Here is a 15,706-nt window from a genome sequence, read left to right as displayed (position 1 = left end):
CGCCGTCAGGAACTGGTCGCTGATCACGGGCAGTTCTCCCACACGGTCTCATCGCGGGCACCAGGGGCTGTCCGCGCCCTGGGCCGGGCAGGACCGGCAGCCGGGACGGAATCGGGCAGCGGTCCCGACGAACGGGACGCCCCGGCCGCCGGAGCCCCGTCGACCGGCCGGGACCGCTGACGGATTCATGGGGCGAAATGATCGGGATTGTGCGAACCGTAATGATCCCGTGAGGCTTTGGGGCGCACCGGGGTGAGGAAGTGGCGCCAGGCATGGCAGGCTTGGGTGCATGGCCCAGATCAACCCCAGCATTCTGTCCGCCGACTTCGCGCGTCTCGCCGAGGAGGCCAAGGCCGTCGAAGGCGCGGACTGGCTCCATGTCGATGTCATGGACAACCACTTCGTCCCGAACCTGACGCTCGGTGTGCCCGTCGTGGAGGCGCTGAGCAAGGCCACGGACACCCCGCTGGACTGCCACCTGATGATCGAGGACGCGGACCGCTGGGCGCCGCAGTACGTCGAGGCCGGTGCCGGCTCGGTCACCTTCCACGCGGAGGCCACGGCAGCGCCGGTACGGCTCGCCCGGGAGATCAGGGCGAAGGGCGCGCGCGCCTCGATGGCCCTCAAGCCCGCGACGCCCGTCGAGCCGTACGAGGACCTGCTCCCCGAGCTCGACATGCTGCTGATCATGACGGTGGAGCCGGGCTTCGGCGGCCAGGCGTTCCTCGACATCATGCTGCCCAAGATCCGCCGTACCCGTGAGCTGATCTCCAAGCACGGTCTGGAGCTGTGGCTCCAGGTCGACGGCGGGGTCTCCGCCTCCACCATCGAGCGGTGCGCCGAGGCCGGCGCGGACGTCTTCGTCGCCGGATCGGCGGTCTACGGGGCCGCGGACCCCGCCGAAGCGGTGCGGGCACTGCGCGCGCAGGCGGACGCGGTCACAGCCGCGGCCCCCTGGGCATGCGGCCACTGAACGAAGGTCGGATGAACGCGGCCCGACGGGCCGGATCAAGGATCGCCGGATCTGACAGGATGGTCGGCGTACGGAGCGCGTGAACAGCAGTGAGGAGATCGCGGTGTCTGGCATCTCGGCGGGTCGGTCAGCCATGCGGATGGGACCCGCGGAGCTGGTGCAGGCGGCGGCCATGGCCCGCCGGTTCTACCTCGAGGGAAAGTCGAAGATCCAGATCGCCGAGGAGTTCGGCGTGAGCCGCTTCAAGGTGGCCCGGGTTCTGGAGACGGCCCTCGAACGTGATCTCGTACGGATCGAGATCCGGGTTCCGGCGGAACTGGACGCGGAGCGCTCGGACGCGCTCCGGGCCCGCTACGGCCTGCGGCACGCGGTCGTGGTCGAATCACCGGCGGAGGAGCAGGACGACGCCGCCGATCCGGAGAATCTCGGTGAGGTGGCGGCCGATCTGCTCGGCGAGCTGGTCAACGAGGGTGATGTGCTGGGCCTGGCCTGGGGCCGGTCCACCATCCACATGGCGGCAGCGCTCGACCGGCTGCCGCCCTGCACGGTCGTGCAGCTGACCGGGGTCTACGACGCGGGGACGGCCGAGCGCGGCTCCGTCGAGGCGGTCCGCCGCGCGGCCCAGGTGTCGGGCGGCGAGGCGCACCCCATCTACGCCCCGATGCTGCTGCCCGATCCGGCGACCGCGGCGGCGCTGCGGCACCAGACGGGTATCGCCCGCGCCTTCGAGTACTTCGACAAGGTGACGGTCGCCGCGGTCTCCATCGGGTCCTGGGAGCCGGGCATCTCCACCGTTTACGACATGCTGTCGGACGAGGAGCGGGGGCACTACGCCTCGCTCGGCGTGGCGGCGGAGATGTCCGCGCACCTCTTCGACTCCGACGGCCGCCGGGTCGGCCGGGACCTGGGCGAGCGGTGCATCACCGTGCAGGCGGACCGGCTGCGCCGGATCCCCGAGGTGGTGGCCATCGCGGGCGGTCAGCGCAAGGCCGCGGCGATCGGCGCCGTGCTGCGCTCCGGCCTGGTCACCAGCCTCGTCACGGACACGGCGGCGGCCGACTTCCTGCTGACGGAGTCCGCCGCGGGACAGCGCCCGGCGCTGGAGCGGGCCGACCCCGACAACTGACCGTACCGGGCCGCACACGACGGAGGCCGGCACGGGCGGGGGACGCCCACGCCGGAGGCCGTACGCGGCAGAGACTGCGCGCACGACGGAGACGGCGCGCGCCACAAGGACGGCACGCAGGACAGGATCGGCACACGGCAGAGGCCGCACATGCCGGAGGCCGGGCACCCGTACAGGTGCCCGGCCTCCGTCGTGTTCAGCCCCGGCGCGCCGGGGCCGGACCCTTTCCCAGGTCCGCGTGTTCCGTGGCCACGCCGAGGACGGTCTCCTCCAGGTACTCCCCGGGCTGGGCGTACTGGCTGACGTCCGCCGGGTTGTAACGGGGCGTCTGCCGCGACCAGTCCAGATTGCCGCGCATCCAGCTCCGCATGCCGTCGAGATAGGGCGTGAGCATGCCGGACAGCTGCGGATACATGCCGAGCAGCTCCTCCTCGGCCCGGAGGAACCGCTCGGTCTCGGCGGCAATCTCGGCGCAGACGTGATCGAGTGCCTGCTGCTCCCCGTAGCCCCGGTGGTGGCGGACCAGGTGCACGAGGTTGTGGATCTCACCGAGCACCTGCTCCTTCTCGAAGGAGTAGACGTCGTTGGCCCAGCACACGACGTTGCAGGAGGTCTCCAGCGCCGTGATGAAGCGCGGGTCGTTGTGGATCGACTCGGGGGCCTCGATGCCCGCCACGATCTCGATCAGGTCCATGCACACATGGATCGCCCCGGTGTGCCGCCGCTTGGCGATGTACGTCGCCTCCGAGGGCACCGCTCCGTCGGCCCGGTTCCCCGCCTCCCAGGCGGTGGCGGTCGTCAGGTACGTCATGAGGTGCCACGCGAAACGTGTGCGCCAGTGCGGGGCGGCCCGGGGGACCGTACGTTCCCACAGATCGGCCAGGGCGACGACGGCGGCGGGGAGCTCCTCGCCCGGCAGCGGGCCGGAGTCCTTCCCCTCGACGACAGATCGCATTCTGGCCACGACACTCTGTATTCGTTCCGGGGTGCGGCCCAGGTGCCCGTCGTCCAGCTGGTCGTCGACGAGGAAGAGCCAGACGAACCAGTCGGCGACCAGGTCCAGGTGTTCGGAGTTCGCCGTCGGATAGACCATGCCGACGAACGCGCCGAAGTCGGCCTGCTCGAAACGGCGTCTGGCGGACTCGCGGTGAACCAGTCCGGTCTGACGCGTCCAGGTGGTGAGGTGCTCGCGGGTGTGCTCCACATGCGGATTGCTCCGCTGCGGGAACGGGCAGTAGATGTCCGGCAGTTCGCTCTCCACAGGCGGATCTGGATCCTCTCCGGTCAAACGTGTGGCGGCTGTTCCTGACGCTCGCGGAAGCGTGGCGGCTACCACGGCGACCTGCAAATTTTCAAGCTACCTGACCCTTCGTCACCCGGTCCAGGGATAGTGATCACCAATGGTTGAATCCTGTTCGGGTAAGGTCCCTGGGTAAGGCAGGTTCCACTTGCCCGGGCCCCGAGCACCTCCTTTCGGAGGAACGAACGAACATCGGGGCCCATTGCTGTGTCTTCGTGGAAACGACCTGCACCGTTTCGTATGAAAACATGAGTGATATGCGTTTTCTTGAGCCCGGCACGGGTCGTCACACGGCCTCCCCCTCGGTCCCCTACGACCTCACGTACGACGACGTCTTCATGGTCCCCGGCCGCTCCGCGGTCGGCTCCCGGCAAGCCGTGGACTTGTCCTCGCCCGACGGCACCGGCACCACCATCCCACTCGTCGTCGCGAACATGACCGCGATCGCGGGCCGCCGGATGGCTGAAACCGTCGCCCGGCGTGGCGGCCTGGTCGTCATCCCGCAGGACATCCCGATCGACGTCGTCACCGAGGTCATCGGCTGGGTCAAGACGCGCCACCTCGTGCTCGACACGCCGATCGTGCTCGCCCCGGGCCAGACCGTCGCGGACGCCCTGTCCCTGCTGCACAAGCGGGCCCACGGGGCGGGCGTCGTCGTCGACGCGGACCACCGGCCCGTCGGCGTCGTCACCGAACACGACCTGTCCGGGGTCGACCGCTTCACCCAGCTGTCCGAGGTCATGTCCAGGGACCTGGTGGTGCTCGACGCGGACATCGACCCGCGTGACGCGTTCAACAAGCTCGACGGCGCCAACCGCAAGCTCGCCCCCGCGGTCGACGCGGACGGCCGGCTCGTCGGCATCCTCACCCGGAAGGCCGCGCTGCGCGCCACGCTGTACACTCCGGCGACCGACGCCGCAGGCAAGCTGCGCATCGCCGCTGCCGTCGGCATCAACGGCGACGTCGCCGGCAAGGCCGCGCAGCTCATCGCGGCCGGTGCCGACACCCTCGTCGTGGACACCGCGCACGGTCACCAGGAATCCATGCTCAGCGCGGTCGCGGCCGTCCGGGCGCTGGACCCCGGCGTGCCGATCGTCGCGGGCAACGTCGTGGCCGCCGAGGGCGTGCGCGACCTGATCGAGGCGGGCGCCGACATCGTCAAGGTCGGCGTCGGTCCCGGCGCGATGTGCACCACCCGGATGATGACCGGGGTCGGCAGGCCGCAGTTCTCCGCCGTGCTGGAGTGCGCCGCCGAGGCGAGGAAGCACGGCAAGCACGTATGGGCCGACGGTGGCGTCCGGCACCCGCGCGACGTCGCCATGGCGCTCGCCGCCGGTGCGTCGAACGTGATGATCGGATCCTGGTTCGCCGGCACGTACGAGTCGCCCGGCGACCTCCAGCAGTCCGCCGACGGCCGCTCGTACAAGGAGTCCTTCGGGATGGCCTCGGCGCGCGCGGTGAAGAACCGCACCTCGGAGGAGTCCGCCTACGACCGGGCCCGCAAGGGCCTCTTCGAGGAGGGCATCTCCACGTCGCGGATGTTCCTGGACCCGGCCCGTCCCGGGGTCGAGGACCTGGTCGACTCGATCATCGCCGGTGTCCGTTCCTCCTGCACGTACGCGGGCGCGGCCTCGCTCGAGGAGTTCGCCGAGAAGGCGGTCGTGGGCGTGCAGAGCGCCGCCGGTTACGCGGAGGGCAAGCCCCTGCACGCCAGCTGGAACTGACCTCGCGGTCCTCGCGTCATCGGTGCCCCTCCCGGGTGTTCTTTCCGGGAGGGGCACCGGTGTGTGCCGGTGTGACAGGTGACCAGCTGAGTCCGTTTGCAGGCAACTGTTGAGCGTTTGGTTTCGTCTTCAACTCGGTTGCGTTGTAAGTAATATGAACCGCAATCAGCTGCCTGCCTCTCTGCGGTAAGGGATCTCATGTCCTCCTTCTTCACTGACCTGGCCCATCAGTACATCGACGGCGAGTGGAGGCCGGGGAAGGGGTCCTGGGACATCATCGACTTCAACCCGTACGACGGGGAGAAGCTCGCGTCGATCACCGTCGCCACGGCCGACGAGGTCGACCAGGCCTACCGGGCGGCCGAGCAGGCGCAGCAGGCGTGGGCCGACACCAACCCGTACGGCCGCCGGGCCGTCCTGGAGAAGGCACTGCGGATCGTCGAGGAGCGCGAGGCCGAGATCGGCGACGCGATCGTCGCCGAGCTCGGTGGCACCCGGCTGAAGGCCGCCTTCGAACTGCACCTGGCCAAGGAGTTCCTCCGCGAGGCGGTCCAGCTCGCCCTGCGGCCCACCGGCCAGATCCTCCCGTCGCCCACCGAGGGCAAGGAGAACCGCGTCTACCGCGTGCCGGTCGGCGTCGTGGGCGTCATCAGCCCCTTCAACTTCCCCTTCCTGCTGTCCCTCAAGTCGGTCGCGCCCGCACTGGCCCTCGGCAACGCCGTGGTCCTCAAGCCGCACCAGAACACGCCGGTCTGCGGCGGCACGCTGATCGCCAAGGTCTTCGAGGACGCCGGCCTGCCCGCCGGACTGCTGAACGTCGTGGTCACCGACATCGCCGAGATCGGCGACGCGCTGCTGGAGCACCCCATCCCGCAGCTCATCTCCTTCACCGGTTCGGACAAGGTCGGGCGCCACGTCGCGACCGTGTGCGCGGCCAACCTCAAGCAGACCGTGCTGGAGCTCGGCGGCAACAGCGCGCTGATCGTCCTCGACGACGCGGACGTGGACTACGCCGTCGACGCGGCCGTCTTCAGCCGTTACGTCCACCAGGGCCAGGTCTGCATGGCCGCCAACCGGATCCTGGTCGACCGCGCCGTCGAGAAGGAGTTCACCGAGAAGTTCGTCGCCAAGGTCGCCTCCCTGCGGGTCGGCGACCCGGCCGACCCCTCGACCCAGATCGGCCCCCTGATCAACTCCTCGCAGGCCGACGCGGTGTCCAAGCTCGTCGACCAGACCGTGGCCGACGGCGCCACCGCCCTGCTGCACGGCGGCGTCGAGGGCAATCTGGTGAGCCCGTCCGTGCTGACCGGGATCGCCCCCGATTCCCCCGTCCTGCACCAGGAGATCTTCGGCCCCGTGGCTCTGCTGGTGCCCTTCGACGGCGAGGACGAGGCGGTCCGGATCGCCAACGACACCCCGTACGGGCTCAGCGGGGCCGTCCACACCGGCAACATCGAACGCGGTGTACGGGTGGGGCAGCGGATCCGTACCGGCATGATCCACATCAACGACGGCACGGTCCACGACGAGCCCATCGTCCCGTTCGGCGGCGAGAAGAACTCCGGTCTCGGACGGCTGAACGGCGAGGCGACCGTAGAGGCCTTCACCACCCAGAAGTGGATCTCGGTGCAGCACGGCCGCTCGCAGTTCCCCTTCTGACCCTGCCGCGCCCTCTGCGGTGAGCACGCCCCGCGGGGCGTCATGGTCTACTTCGGGGGCGGTCCGCGCCGCCCCCGAATCCGTCCACCGCAGAGAAGTGATCCACCCGACGTGCGCCTGAACGACCTCGACGAACGCATCGTCCACGCCCTCGCCGAAGACGCCCGCCGCTCCTACGCCGACATCGGCGCGCTCATCGGCCTGTCCGCCCCCGCGGTGAAACGCCGGGTGGACCGGCTACGCGCCGAGGGCGCCATCACGGGCTTCACCGTGCGGGTCGACCCGGCGGCACTCGGCTGGGCCACCGAGGGCTTCATCGAGATCTACTGCAGCCGCAACACCGCCCCCGAGGCGATCAGGAAGGGCCTGGCCCGCTACCCCGAGGTCGCGTCCGCCTCCACGGTGACGGGCGAGGCCGACGCGATCGTGCAGGTCTTCGCCGCCGACATGCGGCACTTCGAGCAGGTGCTCGAACGGATCGCGGGCGAGCCGTACGTCGAGCGCACCAAATCGGTGCTCGTCCTGTCCCCGCTGCTGCGCCGGTACTCCTCCGGCACGCCGGGCTGACAGCGCGCGCGACCACCCCCGCTCCGGGACGCCGGCCCGGCGGGAGCCCCCAGCGGCCCCGGTCCGGGAGCTTCCCGTCCGAGACCCAGATCACCCTCCTGACCTGCAAGGACGACCTGCGCAACGAATCGCCGTCCGGAGGGCGTTGCGCGCAACGGATCGACGGTGCACGCGCAACACTCGCGCCTTGTCGGGCCCGAGGGGCGCCCCGTACCGTCAATACGTCCCCGCCCCGCCCGCACCGCCCGAGGTCAGCCATGCCGCCGTTGCGCACCGCCCTGCTCCAGAGCTCCGGCCGCCCCGGTTCCCCGGACGAGAACATCAAGGTGCTCGACGAGGCCGCCGGGCGGGCCGCCGCCGCGGGCGCACGGCTGCTGGTCGCCCCGGAGCTGTTCCTCACCGGCTACGCCGTCGGTGACGCCGTGGCCGAGCTCGCCGAACCCGCGGACGGCCCCGGCGCGCAGGCCGTCGCCGACCTCTGCGTACGACACGGCATCGCCGTCCACTACGGCTACCCGGAGCGCGCGGGCGCCGCGGTCTTCAACACCGCGCAGCTCATCGGCCCCGACGGGACGACACTCGCCGGCTACCGCAAGACCCACCTCTTCGGCCCCTTCGAGCGGGAGTGGTTCACCCCCGGCGAGCAGGCCGTGGTGCAGGCCGAACTGGACGGCGTCCGGATCGGCCTGCTGATCTGCTACGACGTGGAGTTCCCGGAGAACGTACGGGCGCACGCCCTGGCCGGGACCGACCTCCTGCTGGTGCCCACCGCGCTGATGCACCCCTTCCCGTTCGTCGCGGAATCCGTCGTGCCGGTCCGCGCGTTCGAGAGCCAGATGTACATCGCCTACGTCAACCGGACCGGTCCGGAAGGCGAGTTCGAGTTCACCGGACTGAGCTGTCTGGCCGGACCCGACGGCACCGTCCGGGCCCGCGCAGGACGAGGCGAGGAACTCGTCATCGGCGAGGTGGACCCGGAGTTCCTGACCGGCTCACGCGCCGCCAACCCGTATCTCGCCGACCGCCGCCCCGGTATGTACGGCTCCCTCACCTGAGCCCTGAGTTTTGGGCCCTGAGTTTTGAGCAGCCCTCCGCCCCCGCTCTTCCGCGCTTTCCTCCAAGGAGTCCGCAGCCCATGACGTCCACGGTGCCCAACGCCGTCCAGCACACCGACGCGCAGCCGCCGATCACCATGTTCGGGCCGGACTTCCCCTACGCCTACGACGACTTCCTGGCCCATCCCGCGGGCATCGGGCAGATACCCGCCACCGAGCACGGATCCGAGGTCGCCGTCATCGGCGGCGGGCTGTCCGGGATCATCGCGGCGTACGAACTCATGAAGATGGGCCTGAAGCCCGTCGTCTACGAGGCGGACCGCATCGGCGGCCGGCTGCGCACCGTCGGCTTCGAGGGCTGCGACCCGTCGCTGACCGCGGAGATGGGCGCCATGCGCTTCCCGCCCTCGTCCACCGCGCTCCAGCACTACATCGACCTGGTGGGCCTGGAGACCAGGCCGTTTCCCAACCCGCTCTCCCCGGCCACCCCGTCCACCGTCGTCGACCTCAAGGGCGAGTCCCACTACGCTACGACCGTCGACGACCTGCCGCAGGTGTACCGCGACGTCATGAACGCCTGGAACGCCTGTCTGGAGGAGGGCGCCGACTTCTCCGACATGAACCGCGCGATGCGTGAGCGCGACGTGCCCCGCATCCGGGAGATCTGGGCGGAGCTCGTCGAGAAGCTCGACAACCAGACCTTCTACGGCTTCCTCTGCGCCTCCGACTCCTTCAAGTCCTTCCGGCACCGCGAGATCTTCGGGCAGGTCGGCTTCGGCACCGGCGGCTGGGACACCGACTTCCCGAACTCCATCCTGGAGATCCTGCGGGTCGTGTACACCGAGGCCGACGACCACCACCGCGGCATCGTCGGCGGCAGCCAGCAGCTGCCGCTGCGCCTGTGGGACCGTGAACCGCGGAAGATCGTCCACTGGCCGCTCGGTACGTCGCTGGCCTCCCTGCACGGCGGGCAGCCGCGTTCCGCCGTGACCCGGCTCGACCGCACCGCCGGGAACCGGATCACGGTCACCGACTCCACCGGAGACATCCGCACCTACCGGGCCGCCGTCTTCACCGGGCAGTCCTGGCTGCTGCTCTCCAAGATCGCCTGCGACGACGCGCTGTTCCCCATCGACCACTGGACGGCGATGGAGCGCACCCACTACATGGAGTCGTCCAAGCTGTTCGTGCCCGTCGACCGGCCGTTCTGGCTGGACAAGGACGAGGTGACCGGGCGCGACACCATGTCGATGACGCTCACGGACCGGATGACCCGGGGGACGTACCTCCTGGACGAGGGGCCCGACCGGCCTGCCGTCATCTGCCTCTCCTACACCTGGTGCGACGACAGCCTGAAGTGGCTGCCGCTCTCCCCGAACGAGCGCATGGACGTCATGCTCAAGTCGCTCGGCGAGATCTATCCCGACGTCGACATCCGCAAGCACGTCATCGGCAACCCGGTCACCGTCTCCTGGGAGAACGAGCCCTACTTCATGGGCGCGTTCAAGGCCAATCTGCCCGGCCACTACCGCTACCAGCGCCGCCTGTTCACCCACTTCATGCAGGACCGCCTGCCCGCCGACAAGCGGGGCCTGTTCCTCGCCGGTGACGACATCTCGTGGACGGCCGGCTGGGCCGAGGGCGCCGTGCAGACCGCGCTCAACGCCGTGTGGGGCGTCATGAGCCAGTTCGGCGGCAGCACCGATCCGACCAACCCCGGCCCCGGTGACGTCTTCGACGACATCGCCCCGGTCGAACTCCCGGAGGACTGAGCGAAGGGGGCCGCAACCCCGGGGGCCCGGCTCCCGGGGCCGGCGAAACGTATCAGCGGCACGGGGTGAGCAGAAAGCGCCCCACCAGGCCGATCCCCGCGTCCATCCGGGTGCGGAACTCCTCGGCCAGCGGCGGCACCCCGCGCAGCAGCCACAGCACCCGCGCCGCCGACCACGACGCCTCACGGGCCCGCTCCAGGCTCCAGGCGCTCGCCAGATGGGTGAGCGGGTCGGCCACCTCCAGCAGGTCGGGACCCGGCATCAGATCATCGCGGATCCGCTCCTCCAGCATCACGAGGAGGTCGCCCACCCGCTCGAACTCCTCCTCCAGGTCCGTCGGCGCGCAGCCGAGCGTACGACAGGTGTCCACCACGGCCAGGGCGAGATCGTGGCCGATGTGGGCGTTGATACCGGCGAGCGCGAACTGCAGCGGGCGTACGCCGGGGTGGTGCCGGAACTGGAACAGCGGACGCCAGCAGTCGGGCGGCCGCCCGCCCGCCGCGTGTGTGTCGACCGCCCTCAGATAGTGCTCGGCGAACCGCACGTCCAGCTCCGACACGGCCTCCCGGTCGGGGAACACGCCGTCAGCGAGCCCCCCGCCGACGGCCTCGGTGACCGTCAGATAGACCTGGTGACACCGTCCCCGGGCGGCCAGTCGGAGCGGAACGTGCGCATCCGCTCGATCACCGCGCCGACGTCGGTCACCGCGCCGGCCGGACCGGCCGGTTCTGCCAACTGCTCGAACTGGGACATGCGGGCAGGGTCCCAGCCCTGGGCTCGCAGCGGCGTCGACGGGCCGGAGCGTTCATCGGAACGGGCGAACACCGGGCGCCGGGGGAGGGAACGCACCGTGCCTGGCGTACACGCACGACGCGGGGCGGGTCCACGGGAGGGCGGGCGGGCCGCACACCGTCACGCCATGGCCGCGGTGGCACCGACCGTCGTGGCCGTCGCGACGGCGGCCGGGGTGCTCGCCGCCGCCTCGCGACCGGAGCACCGCGCGCCCCGACACGACCGTCTCCCCGGCAGGCGCTCGGCCGGGGCGTGACGACGGACACGGGCCTGGCCGGGATCGACTACGCGCCGGCCACCGGCCGAGGGAGGTGCCGGGTCAGGACCTACCTGAGGCGGCCGGCGGCTCCTCGTCGTCGTACGCCGACGTCCCCGAGTCCAGGAGGGGCTCCTGGGTCTTGAGGTGCGCCGGGGCGAACGCCCGCAGCGCGTGGTAACCGGTGATCACGACGAGGGTGCCGAGCGCGATACCACCCAGCTCGAAGTTGTCGGTGACCTTCAGGCTGACCCCGCCGACGCCGATGATGATGCCCGCCGCGGCCGGTACGAGGTTGAGGGGGTTACGCAGGTCGACCTTCGCGTTCAGCCAGATCTGGGCGCCCAGCAGGCCGATCATGCCGTACAGGATGACGGTGATGCCGCCGAGCACACCCCCGGGGATCGCCGCGACGACCGCGCCGAACTTGGGGCAGAGACCGAACAGGAGGGCGAAGCAGGCGGCGGCCCAGTACGCGGCGGTGGAGTAGACCCGGGTCGCCGCCATCACGCCGATGTTCTCGGAGTACGTGGTGTTGGGCGGCCCGCCCACGGCGGTGGACAGCATCGACGCGGCGCCGTCGGCCGCGATGGCGGTGCCCAGCTTGTCGTCGAGCGAGTCCCCGGTCATCTCGCCGACGGCCTTCACATGCCCGGCGTTCTCGGCGATCAGCGCGATGACGACGGGCAGCGCCACCAGGATCGCCGACCACTCGAAGGCCGGGGCGTGGAAGGACGGCAGCCCGATCCAGTCGGCGTCCCCCACGGCGGACAGGTCCAGCCGCCAGTGGTCGACGGCCTCGGCGCCACCGGCCGGGGAGTGGATCTTCCCGAAGACCAGGTCGAGCACCCAGGACAGCACGTACCCGAAGACGAGTCCGAGGAAGATCGCGATCCGGGAGAAGAAGCCCCGCAGGCACACCACGGCCAGCCCGGTGAACAGCATGACCAGCAGGGCCGTCCACTGGTCCTGCGGCCAGTACGTCGACGCGGTGACCGGCGCCAGGTTGAAACCGATCAGCATGACGACGGCCCCGGTGACCACCGGAGGCATCGCGGCGTGGATGATCCGCGCGCCGAACCGCTGCACCAGGAGGCCCACCAGGAACAGCACGGTGCCCACCACCAGCACCGCGCCGGTGACCGTGGCACTGCTGCCGCCACTGGCCCGGATCGTGGCGGCGACCCCCACGAAGGAGAGCGAGCAGCCCAGATAGCTGGGCACCCGGCCGCGCGTCGCCAGCAGGAAGATGGCGGTCGCGACACCGGACATCATGATCGCGAGGTTCGGGTCCAGGCCCATCAGCACCGGCGCGACGAAGGACGCGCCGAACATCGCCACCACGTGCTGCGCGCCGAGCCCGAACGTACGGGGCCAGGAGAGCCGTTCGTCGGGGCGCACGACAGCCCCCGGTGCGGGGGTCTTCCCGTCGCCGTGCAAGGTCCAGCGCACGCCGAGGCCGCCCATGGTTTCGCTCCCTGTTCTGTGTGCGGTGTGCCCACGGAGGTGTCCGGGTGTCTCCACCCGCGTCTCCACCCGTGCGGTCACCCGCGGAAAGGATCAGCGCCATGTTAGTGCCGCACGCCGGTGACCTCGCGTGCGGCCCCGTGGGCGTACCCCCGCGGCGGGCCGTCAGCTTCCCGTCGTGCTCCCGGTGGGCGCGGGCGCGGGCACGCCCCCGTCCGCGACCTTGCGGTCGCCCGCCCGGAGCACCCCGGCGCCGAGCACCAGCCCGAACGCCAGCACCGTCACCAGGCCGAACGACGCGAGCAGCGAGGTCGCCTCCGCCAGCGAGCCGACGGCGGACGGGGCGATGAGCCCGGAGGTGTACGTGATGGTGGCGACGCCCGCGATGGCACGGCTCGGGTTGTCCCCGCTGCGCCCGGCCGCGGCGAACGTCAGCGGGACGACGACCGCGACACCCAGCCCGAGCAGTCCGAAGCCGCACAGCGCCGCCGCCGGTCCGGGAGCCAGGACGACCAGCAGCCCGCCGGCCGTGGCCATGAAGCCACCGACCCGCACGGTCCGTACGGCGCCGAAGCGGTCGACGATCCGGTCGCCGGCGATCCTGGCGATGGCCATCATCAGGGCGAACGCCGTGGTGGACGCCGCCGCGAGCCCGGCGGAACTGCCCATGACGTCCCTGAGGTACACCGCCGACCAGTCCATGCTGGCCCCCTCGGCGAACACCGCGCAGAAGCCCACCGCACCGATGAGCAGCGCCGACCTCGGCGGCAGTGTGAAGCGCGGCGGCGGCTCCTCGTCCGGTTCGCTGCGCAGGTCCAGCACGTGCCGGCAGGCGAACAGGCCGAACGCGGTGAGCACCAGCGCCGCGACCGTGTGGTGCAGCCGCGCGTCGGTACCCGCGTGGGCGGCGACCGTGCCGGCCGCCGAACCGATCAGCGCGCCCACGCTCCACATGCCGTGCAGCCCGGACATGATCGACTTGTCGAGCCGGTTCTCCACCTCGACGCCCAGCGCGTTCATCGCCACGTCCGACATACCGGCGCTCGCCCCGTACACGAAGAGCGCCGCGCAGAGCGTCAGCAGATCCGGGGCCAGCGCCGGCAGGATCAGCGCCAGGGTCCACAGGGCGAGCAGACCGCGCAGGGCCGTCCGGGCACCGAACCGGTGGCTGACCCGGCCGGCCAGCGGCATGGCCAGCGAGGCCCCGATGGCGGGGAAGGCGAGGGCGAGACCGAGCTGCCCCGCGCTCACCGAGGCGTGGTCCTGGATCCAGGGGACCCGGGTCGCGAAGCTCCCGGTGACCGCTCCGTGCACGGTGAAGACCGCGGCGACGGCGTAGCGCGCCCGCCGTACCTGGTCCGTGCCGAAACCGGTGGCCGTGGGTTTCGTGGTCATGCGCCCTGCCCTCCCCTGCGATGACGGCTCGCCGGTGCCTCCGGCGGCCGCGTTCGCGATGCGGGCAGTAAACTATCAGGAACCCTGCCTGATAAATAGCGCATGAAGGCGGGTCCGCAGTGATCTGGAAGGATCCCGGCATGCCCGCATCCCCGAGCACCGCCCGGGCCATCAACGACCGGCTCGCCCTGCGACTGCTCCAGCAGGACGGCCCGCTGACGGCCACTCAACTGAAGACCCTGACCGGACTGTCCCGCCCCACGGTCGCCGACCTGGTGGACCGGCTCCAGGAGGCCGGGCTGGTCCGGGTCGTCGGCGAGAGCGGTTCGGACCGGCGAGGCCCCAACGCCCGGCTGTACGGGATCGTCGCCGACCGGGCGCACCTGGCCGCCCTCGACGTACGTACCGACAGCGTCGCCGTGGTCGTCGCCGACCTGCTCGGTGCCACGCTCGCCGAGGCCACCCTGCCGATCGGCAGCGACACCGGGACGCAGTCGGCCGTGGAGCGGGCCGTCGCGCTCCTGGAGCGCACCGCCCGCAGCGCGGGCACGGCCCCGCTGCACAGCGTCGGCGTCGGCGCCCCCGGCCTGATCGACCCGGTCTCCGGAGAGCTCCGCGACACCACCGGACTCCCGGCATGGCACCGGGGCCTGGTCAGGGAACTCCAGCAGCGGCTGCCGGCGACCGTCCTCGTCGAGAACGAGACCAACCTCGCCGCCGTCGCCGAACACCGCCTCGGAGCCGCCCTCGACCGCGACACCTTCGTCCTGCTCTGGCTCGGCCACGGCATCGGCGCCGCAGTGATGCTGGACGGGAAGCTGCGCCGCGGCGCCTCGGGAGGCGCGGGCGAGATCGGCTTCCTGCCGGTACCGGGAACCACGGGGGTGCCGTCCGCGCTCAACTGCGACGGCGGGTTCCACTCGCTGGTGGGCTCCGTGGCCGTCTGCGAACTGGCCGCCGACCACGGCATCAAGGCGCGCGGGCCCGCGGGGGAGGGGGCGCAGGAGCAGGATCCCGCCGCCGCGTTCGCCGTCCGGGCGGCGCTCGCCGACGGAGGGCCGGACGCTGAGGCGTTCCTCGCGGCGCTCGCCGACCGCCTCGCGCTCGGTGCCGCCTCCGTCGTCGCGGTACTCGACCCCGGCTGCCTCGTCCTGGCGGGCGAGGTCGGCCGCGCCGGGGGTGACGCCCTCGCCGCCCGCGTCGAGGAGCGGCTCGCCCGCATGTCACCGCTGCGTACGGAGGTCAGGGCCGGGACCCTGGGCGGCGGCGCGGTCCTGCGCGGCGCGCTGCTCTCCGCCCGCGAGGCCGCACAGGACGCGCTGTTCGCGCCGGGCGGCGCCGGCGGCGAGCGGGCGTAGGCGGACCCCGGCGGGCACGGGGCACCGGCGGCCTTGCCGGGCGCCCCGCGCCCGCCGGGGCCGGGAGGCCGATCAGGCGCCCGCCCGGGCAGGGAGCCGATCAGGCGGTCCCGCACAGCGAAGTTCCTCTACGGCGGAAGGTCCCGCACGCGTCGAGCCCGGCGGGGTCCCGGCGGGTTGGGGGGACCCCCGGGGGGTGGGCCCCCGGGTGAGCAGGGGGCGGGGTACGGCCAGTCACCCCCCTCACAGGGGGGTCGCGGCG

Annotated in this window: 12 protein-coding genes and 1 pseudogene; 9 read left to right on the top strand and 4 right to left on the bottom strand. The window is 71.5% G+C overall.

All coding sequences use genetic code 11. The features are described from left to right. Positions 1–289: 289 nt before the first annotated feature. Together rpe and ACFWVP_RS25815 are read left to right on the top strand one after the other, a co-directional pair. Positions 290–973 (top strand): ribulose-phosphate 3-epimerase, encoded by a 684-nt coding sequence (rpe, locus tag ACFWVP_RS25820; protein ID WP_384500118.1) that lies wholly within the window; start codon positions 290–292, stop codon positions 971–973. A 139-nt stretch (positions 974–1,112) separates the two neighbouring features. Next, complete coding sequence (locus ACFWVP_RS25815; protein ID WP_384500224.1) at positions 1,113–2,099, top strand: sugar-binding transcriptional regulator; 987 nt, start codon at positions 1,113–1,115, stop codon at positions 2,097–2,099. A gap of 196 nt (positions 2,100–2,295) precedes the next feature. On the opposite strand, the gene ACFWVP_RS25810 is transcribed toward ACFWVP_RS25815, so the two are convergent. Then, positions 2,296–3,360: a terpene cyclase gene (locus ACFWVP_RS25810; RefSeq protein ID WP_384500116.1), complete on the bottom strand. Its 1,065-nt coding sequence runs from the start codon at positions 3,358–3,360 to the stop codon at positions 2,296–2,298. A gap of 296 nt (positions 3,361–3,656) precedes the next feature. Between ACFWVP_RS25810 and ACFWVP_RS25805 the strand changes: the two genes are divergently transcribed. The 5 genes from ACFWVP_RS25805 to ACFWVP_RS25785 all read left to right on the top strand — a co-directional run bounded on the left by ACFWVP_RS25805 (position 3,657) and on the right by ACFWVP_RS25785 (position 10,176). Further along, entirely contained in the window at positions 3,657–5,123 is a 1,467-nt protein-coding gene (locus tag ACFWVP_RS25805; RefSeq protein ID WP_384500223.1) for a GuaB1 family IMP dehydrogenase-related protein, read from the top strand. Positions 5,124–5,321: 198 nt separating this feature from the next. Next, positions 5,322–6,782 (top strand): aldehyde dehydrogenase family protein, encoded by a 1,461-nt coding sequence (locus ACFWVP_RS25800; protein WP_384500115.1) that lies wholly within the window; start codon positions 5,322–5,324, stop codon positions 6,780–6,782. 111 nt (positions 6,783–6,893) lie between these two features. Next, positions 6,894–7,349 (top strand): Lrp/AsnC family transcriptional regulator, encoded by a 456-nt coding sequence (locus ACFWVP_RS25795; RefSeq protein WP_384500113.1) that lies wholly within the window; start codon positions 6,894–6,896, stop codon positions 7,347–7,349. Positions 7,350–7,606: 257 nt separating this feature from the next. After that, entirely contained in the window at positions 7,607–8,404 is a 798-nt protein-coding gene (locus ACFWVP_RS25790) for a carbon-nitrogen hydrolase family protein (RefSeq protein WP_384500112.1), read from the top strand. An 80-nt stretch (positions 8,405–8,484) separates the two neighbouring features. Next, positions 8,485–10,176 (top strand): flavin monoamine oxidase family protein, encoded by a 1,692-nt coding sequence (locus tag ACFWVP_RS25785; RefSeq protein ID WP_384500111.1) that lies wholly within the window; start codon positions 8,485–8,487, stop codon positions 10,174–10,176. 52 nt (positions 10,177–10,228) lie between these two features. Here the strand turns inward: ACFWVP_RS25785 and ACFWVP_RS25780 are convergent. Further along, positions 10,229–10,929, bottom strand: a pseudogene (locus tag ACFWVP_RS25780) (DUF5995 family protein). A 166-nt stretch (positions 10,930–11,095) separates the two neighbouring features. Here ACFWVP_RS25780 and ACFWVP_RS25775 point away from each other — a divergent pair. Further along, positions 11,096–11,224, top strand: coding sequence for a hypothetical protein (locus ACFWVP_RS25775; protein WP_384500110.1), 129 nt, complete (start codon positions 11,096–11,098; stop codon positions 11,222–11,224). A gap of 63 nt (positions 11,225–11,287) precedes the next feature. Here ACFWVP_RS25775 and ACFWVP_RS25770 read toward each other — a convergent pair whose 3' ends face one another. Together ACFWVP_RS25770 and ACFWVP_RS25765 are read right to left on the bottom strand one after the other, a co-directional pair. Further along, complete coding sequence (locus tag ACFWVP_RS25770) at positions 11,288–12,691, bottom strand: uracil-xanthine permease family protein (RefSeq protein ID WP_384500108.1); 1,404 nt, start codon at positions 12,689–12,691, stop codon at positions 11,288–11,290. Positions 12,692–12,856: 165 nt separating this feature from the next. After that, a complete protein-coding gene (locus ACFWVP_RS25765) occupies positions 12,857–14,086 on the bottom strand; it encodes an MFS transporter (protein WP_384500106.1) in 1,230 nt (409 codons plus the stop codon). A 140-nt stretch (positions 14,087–14,226) separates the two neighbouring features. Between ACFWVP_RS25765 and ACFWVP_RS25760 the strand changes: the two genes are divergently transcribed. After that, positions 14,227–15,444: an ROK family transcriptional regulator gene (locus ACFWVP_RS25760; RefSeq protein WP_384500105.1), complete on the top strand. Its 1,218-nt coding sequence runs from the start codon at positions 14,227–14,229 to the stop codon at positions 15,442–15,444. Positions 15,445–15,706: the final 262 nt, after the last annotated feature.

The sequence above is a fragment of the Streptomyces sp. NPDC058637 genome (assembly GCF_042717325.1).
In the GTDB taxonomy this organism is placed as follows: Bacteria; Actinomycetota; Actinomycetes; order Streptomycetales; family Streptomycetaceae; genus Streptomyces.
This window is presented reverse-complemented; position numbering and strand designations above follow the sequence as displayed.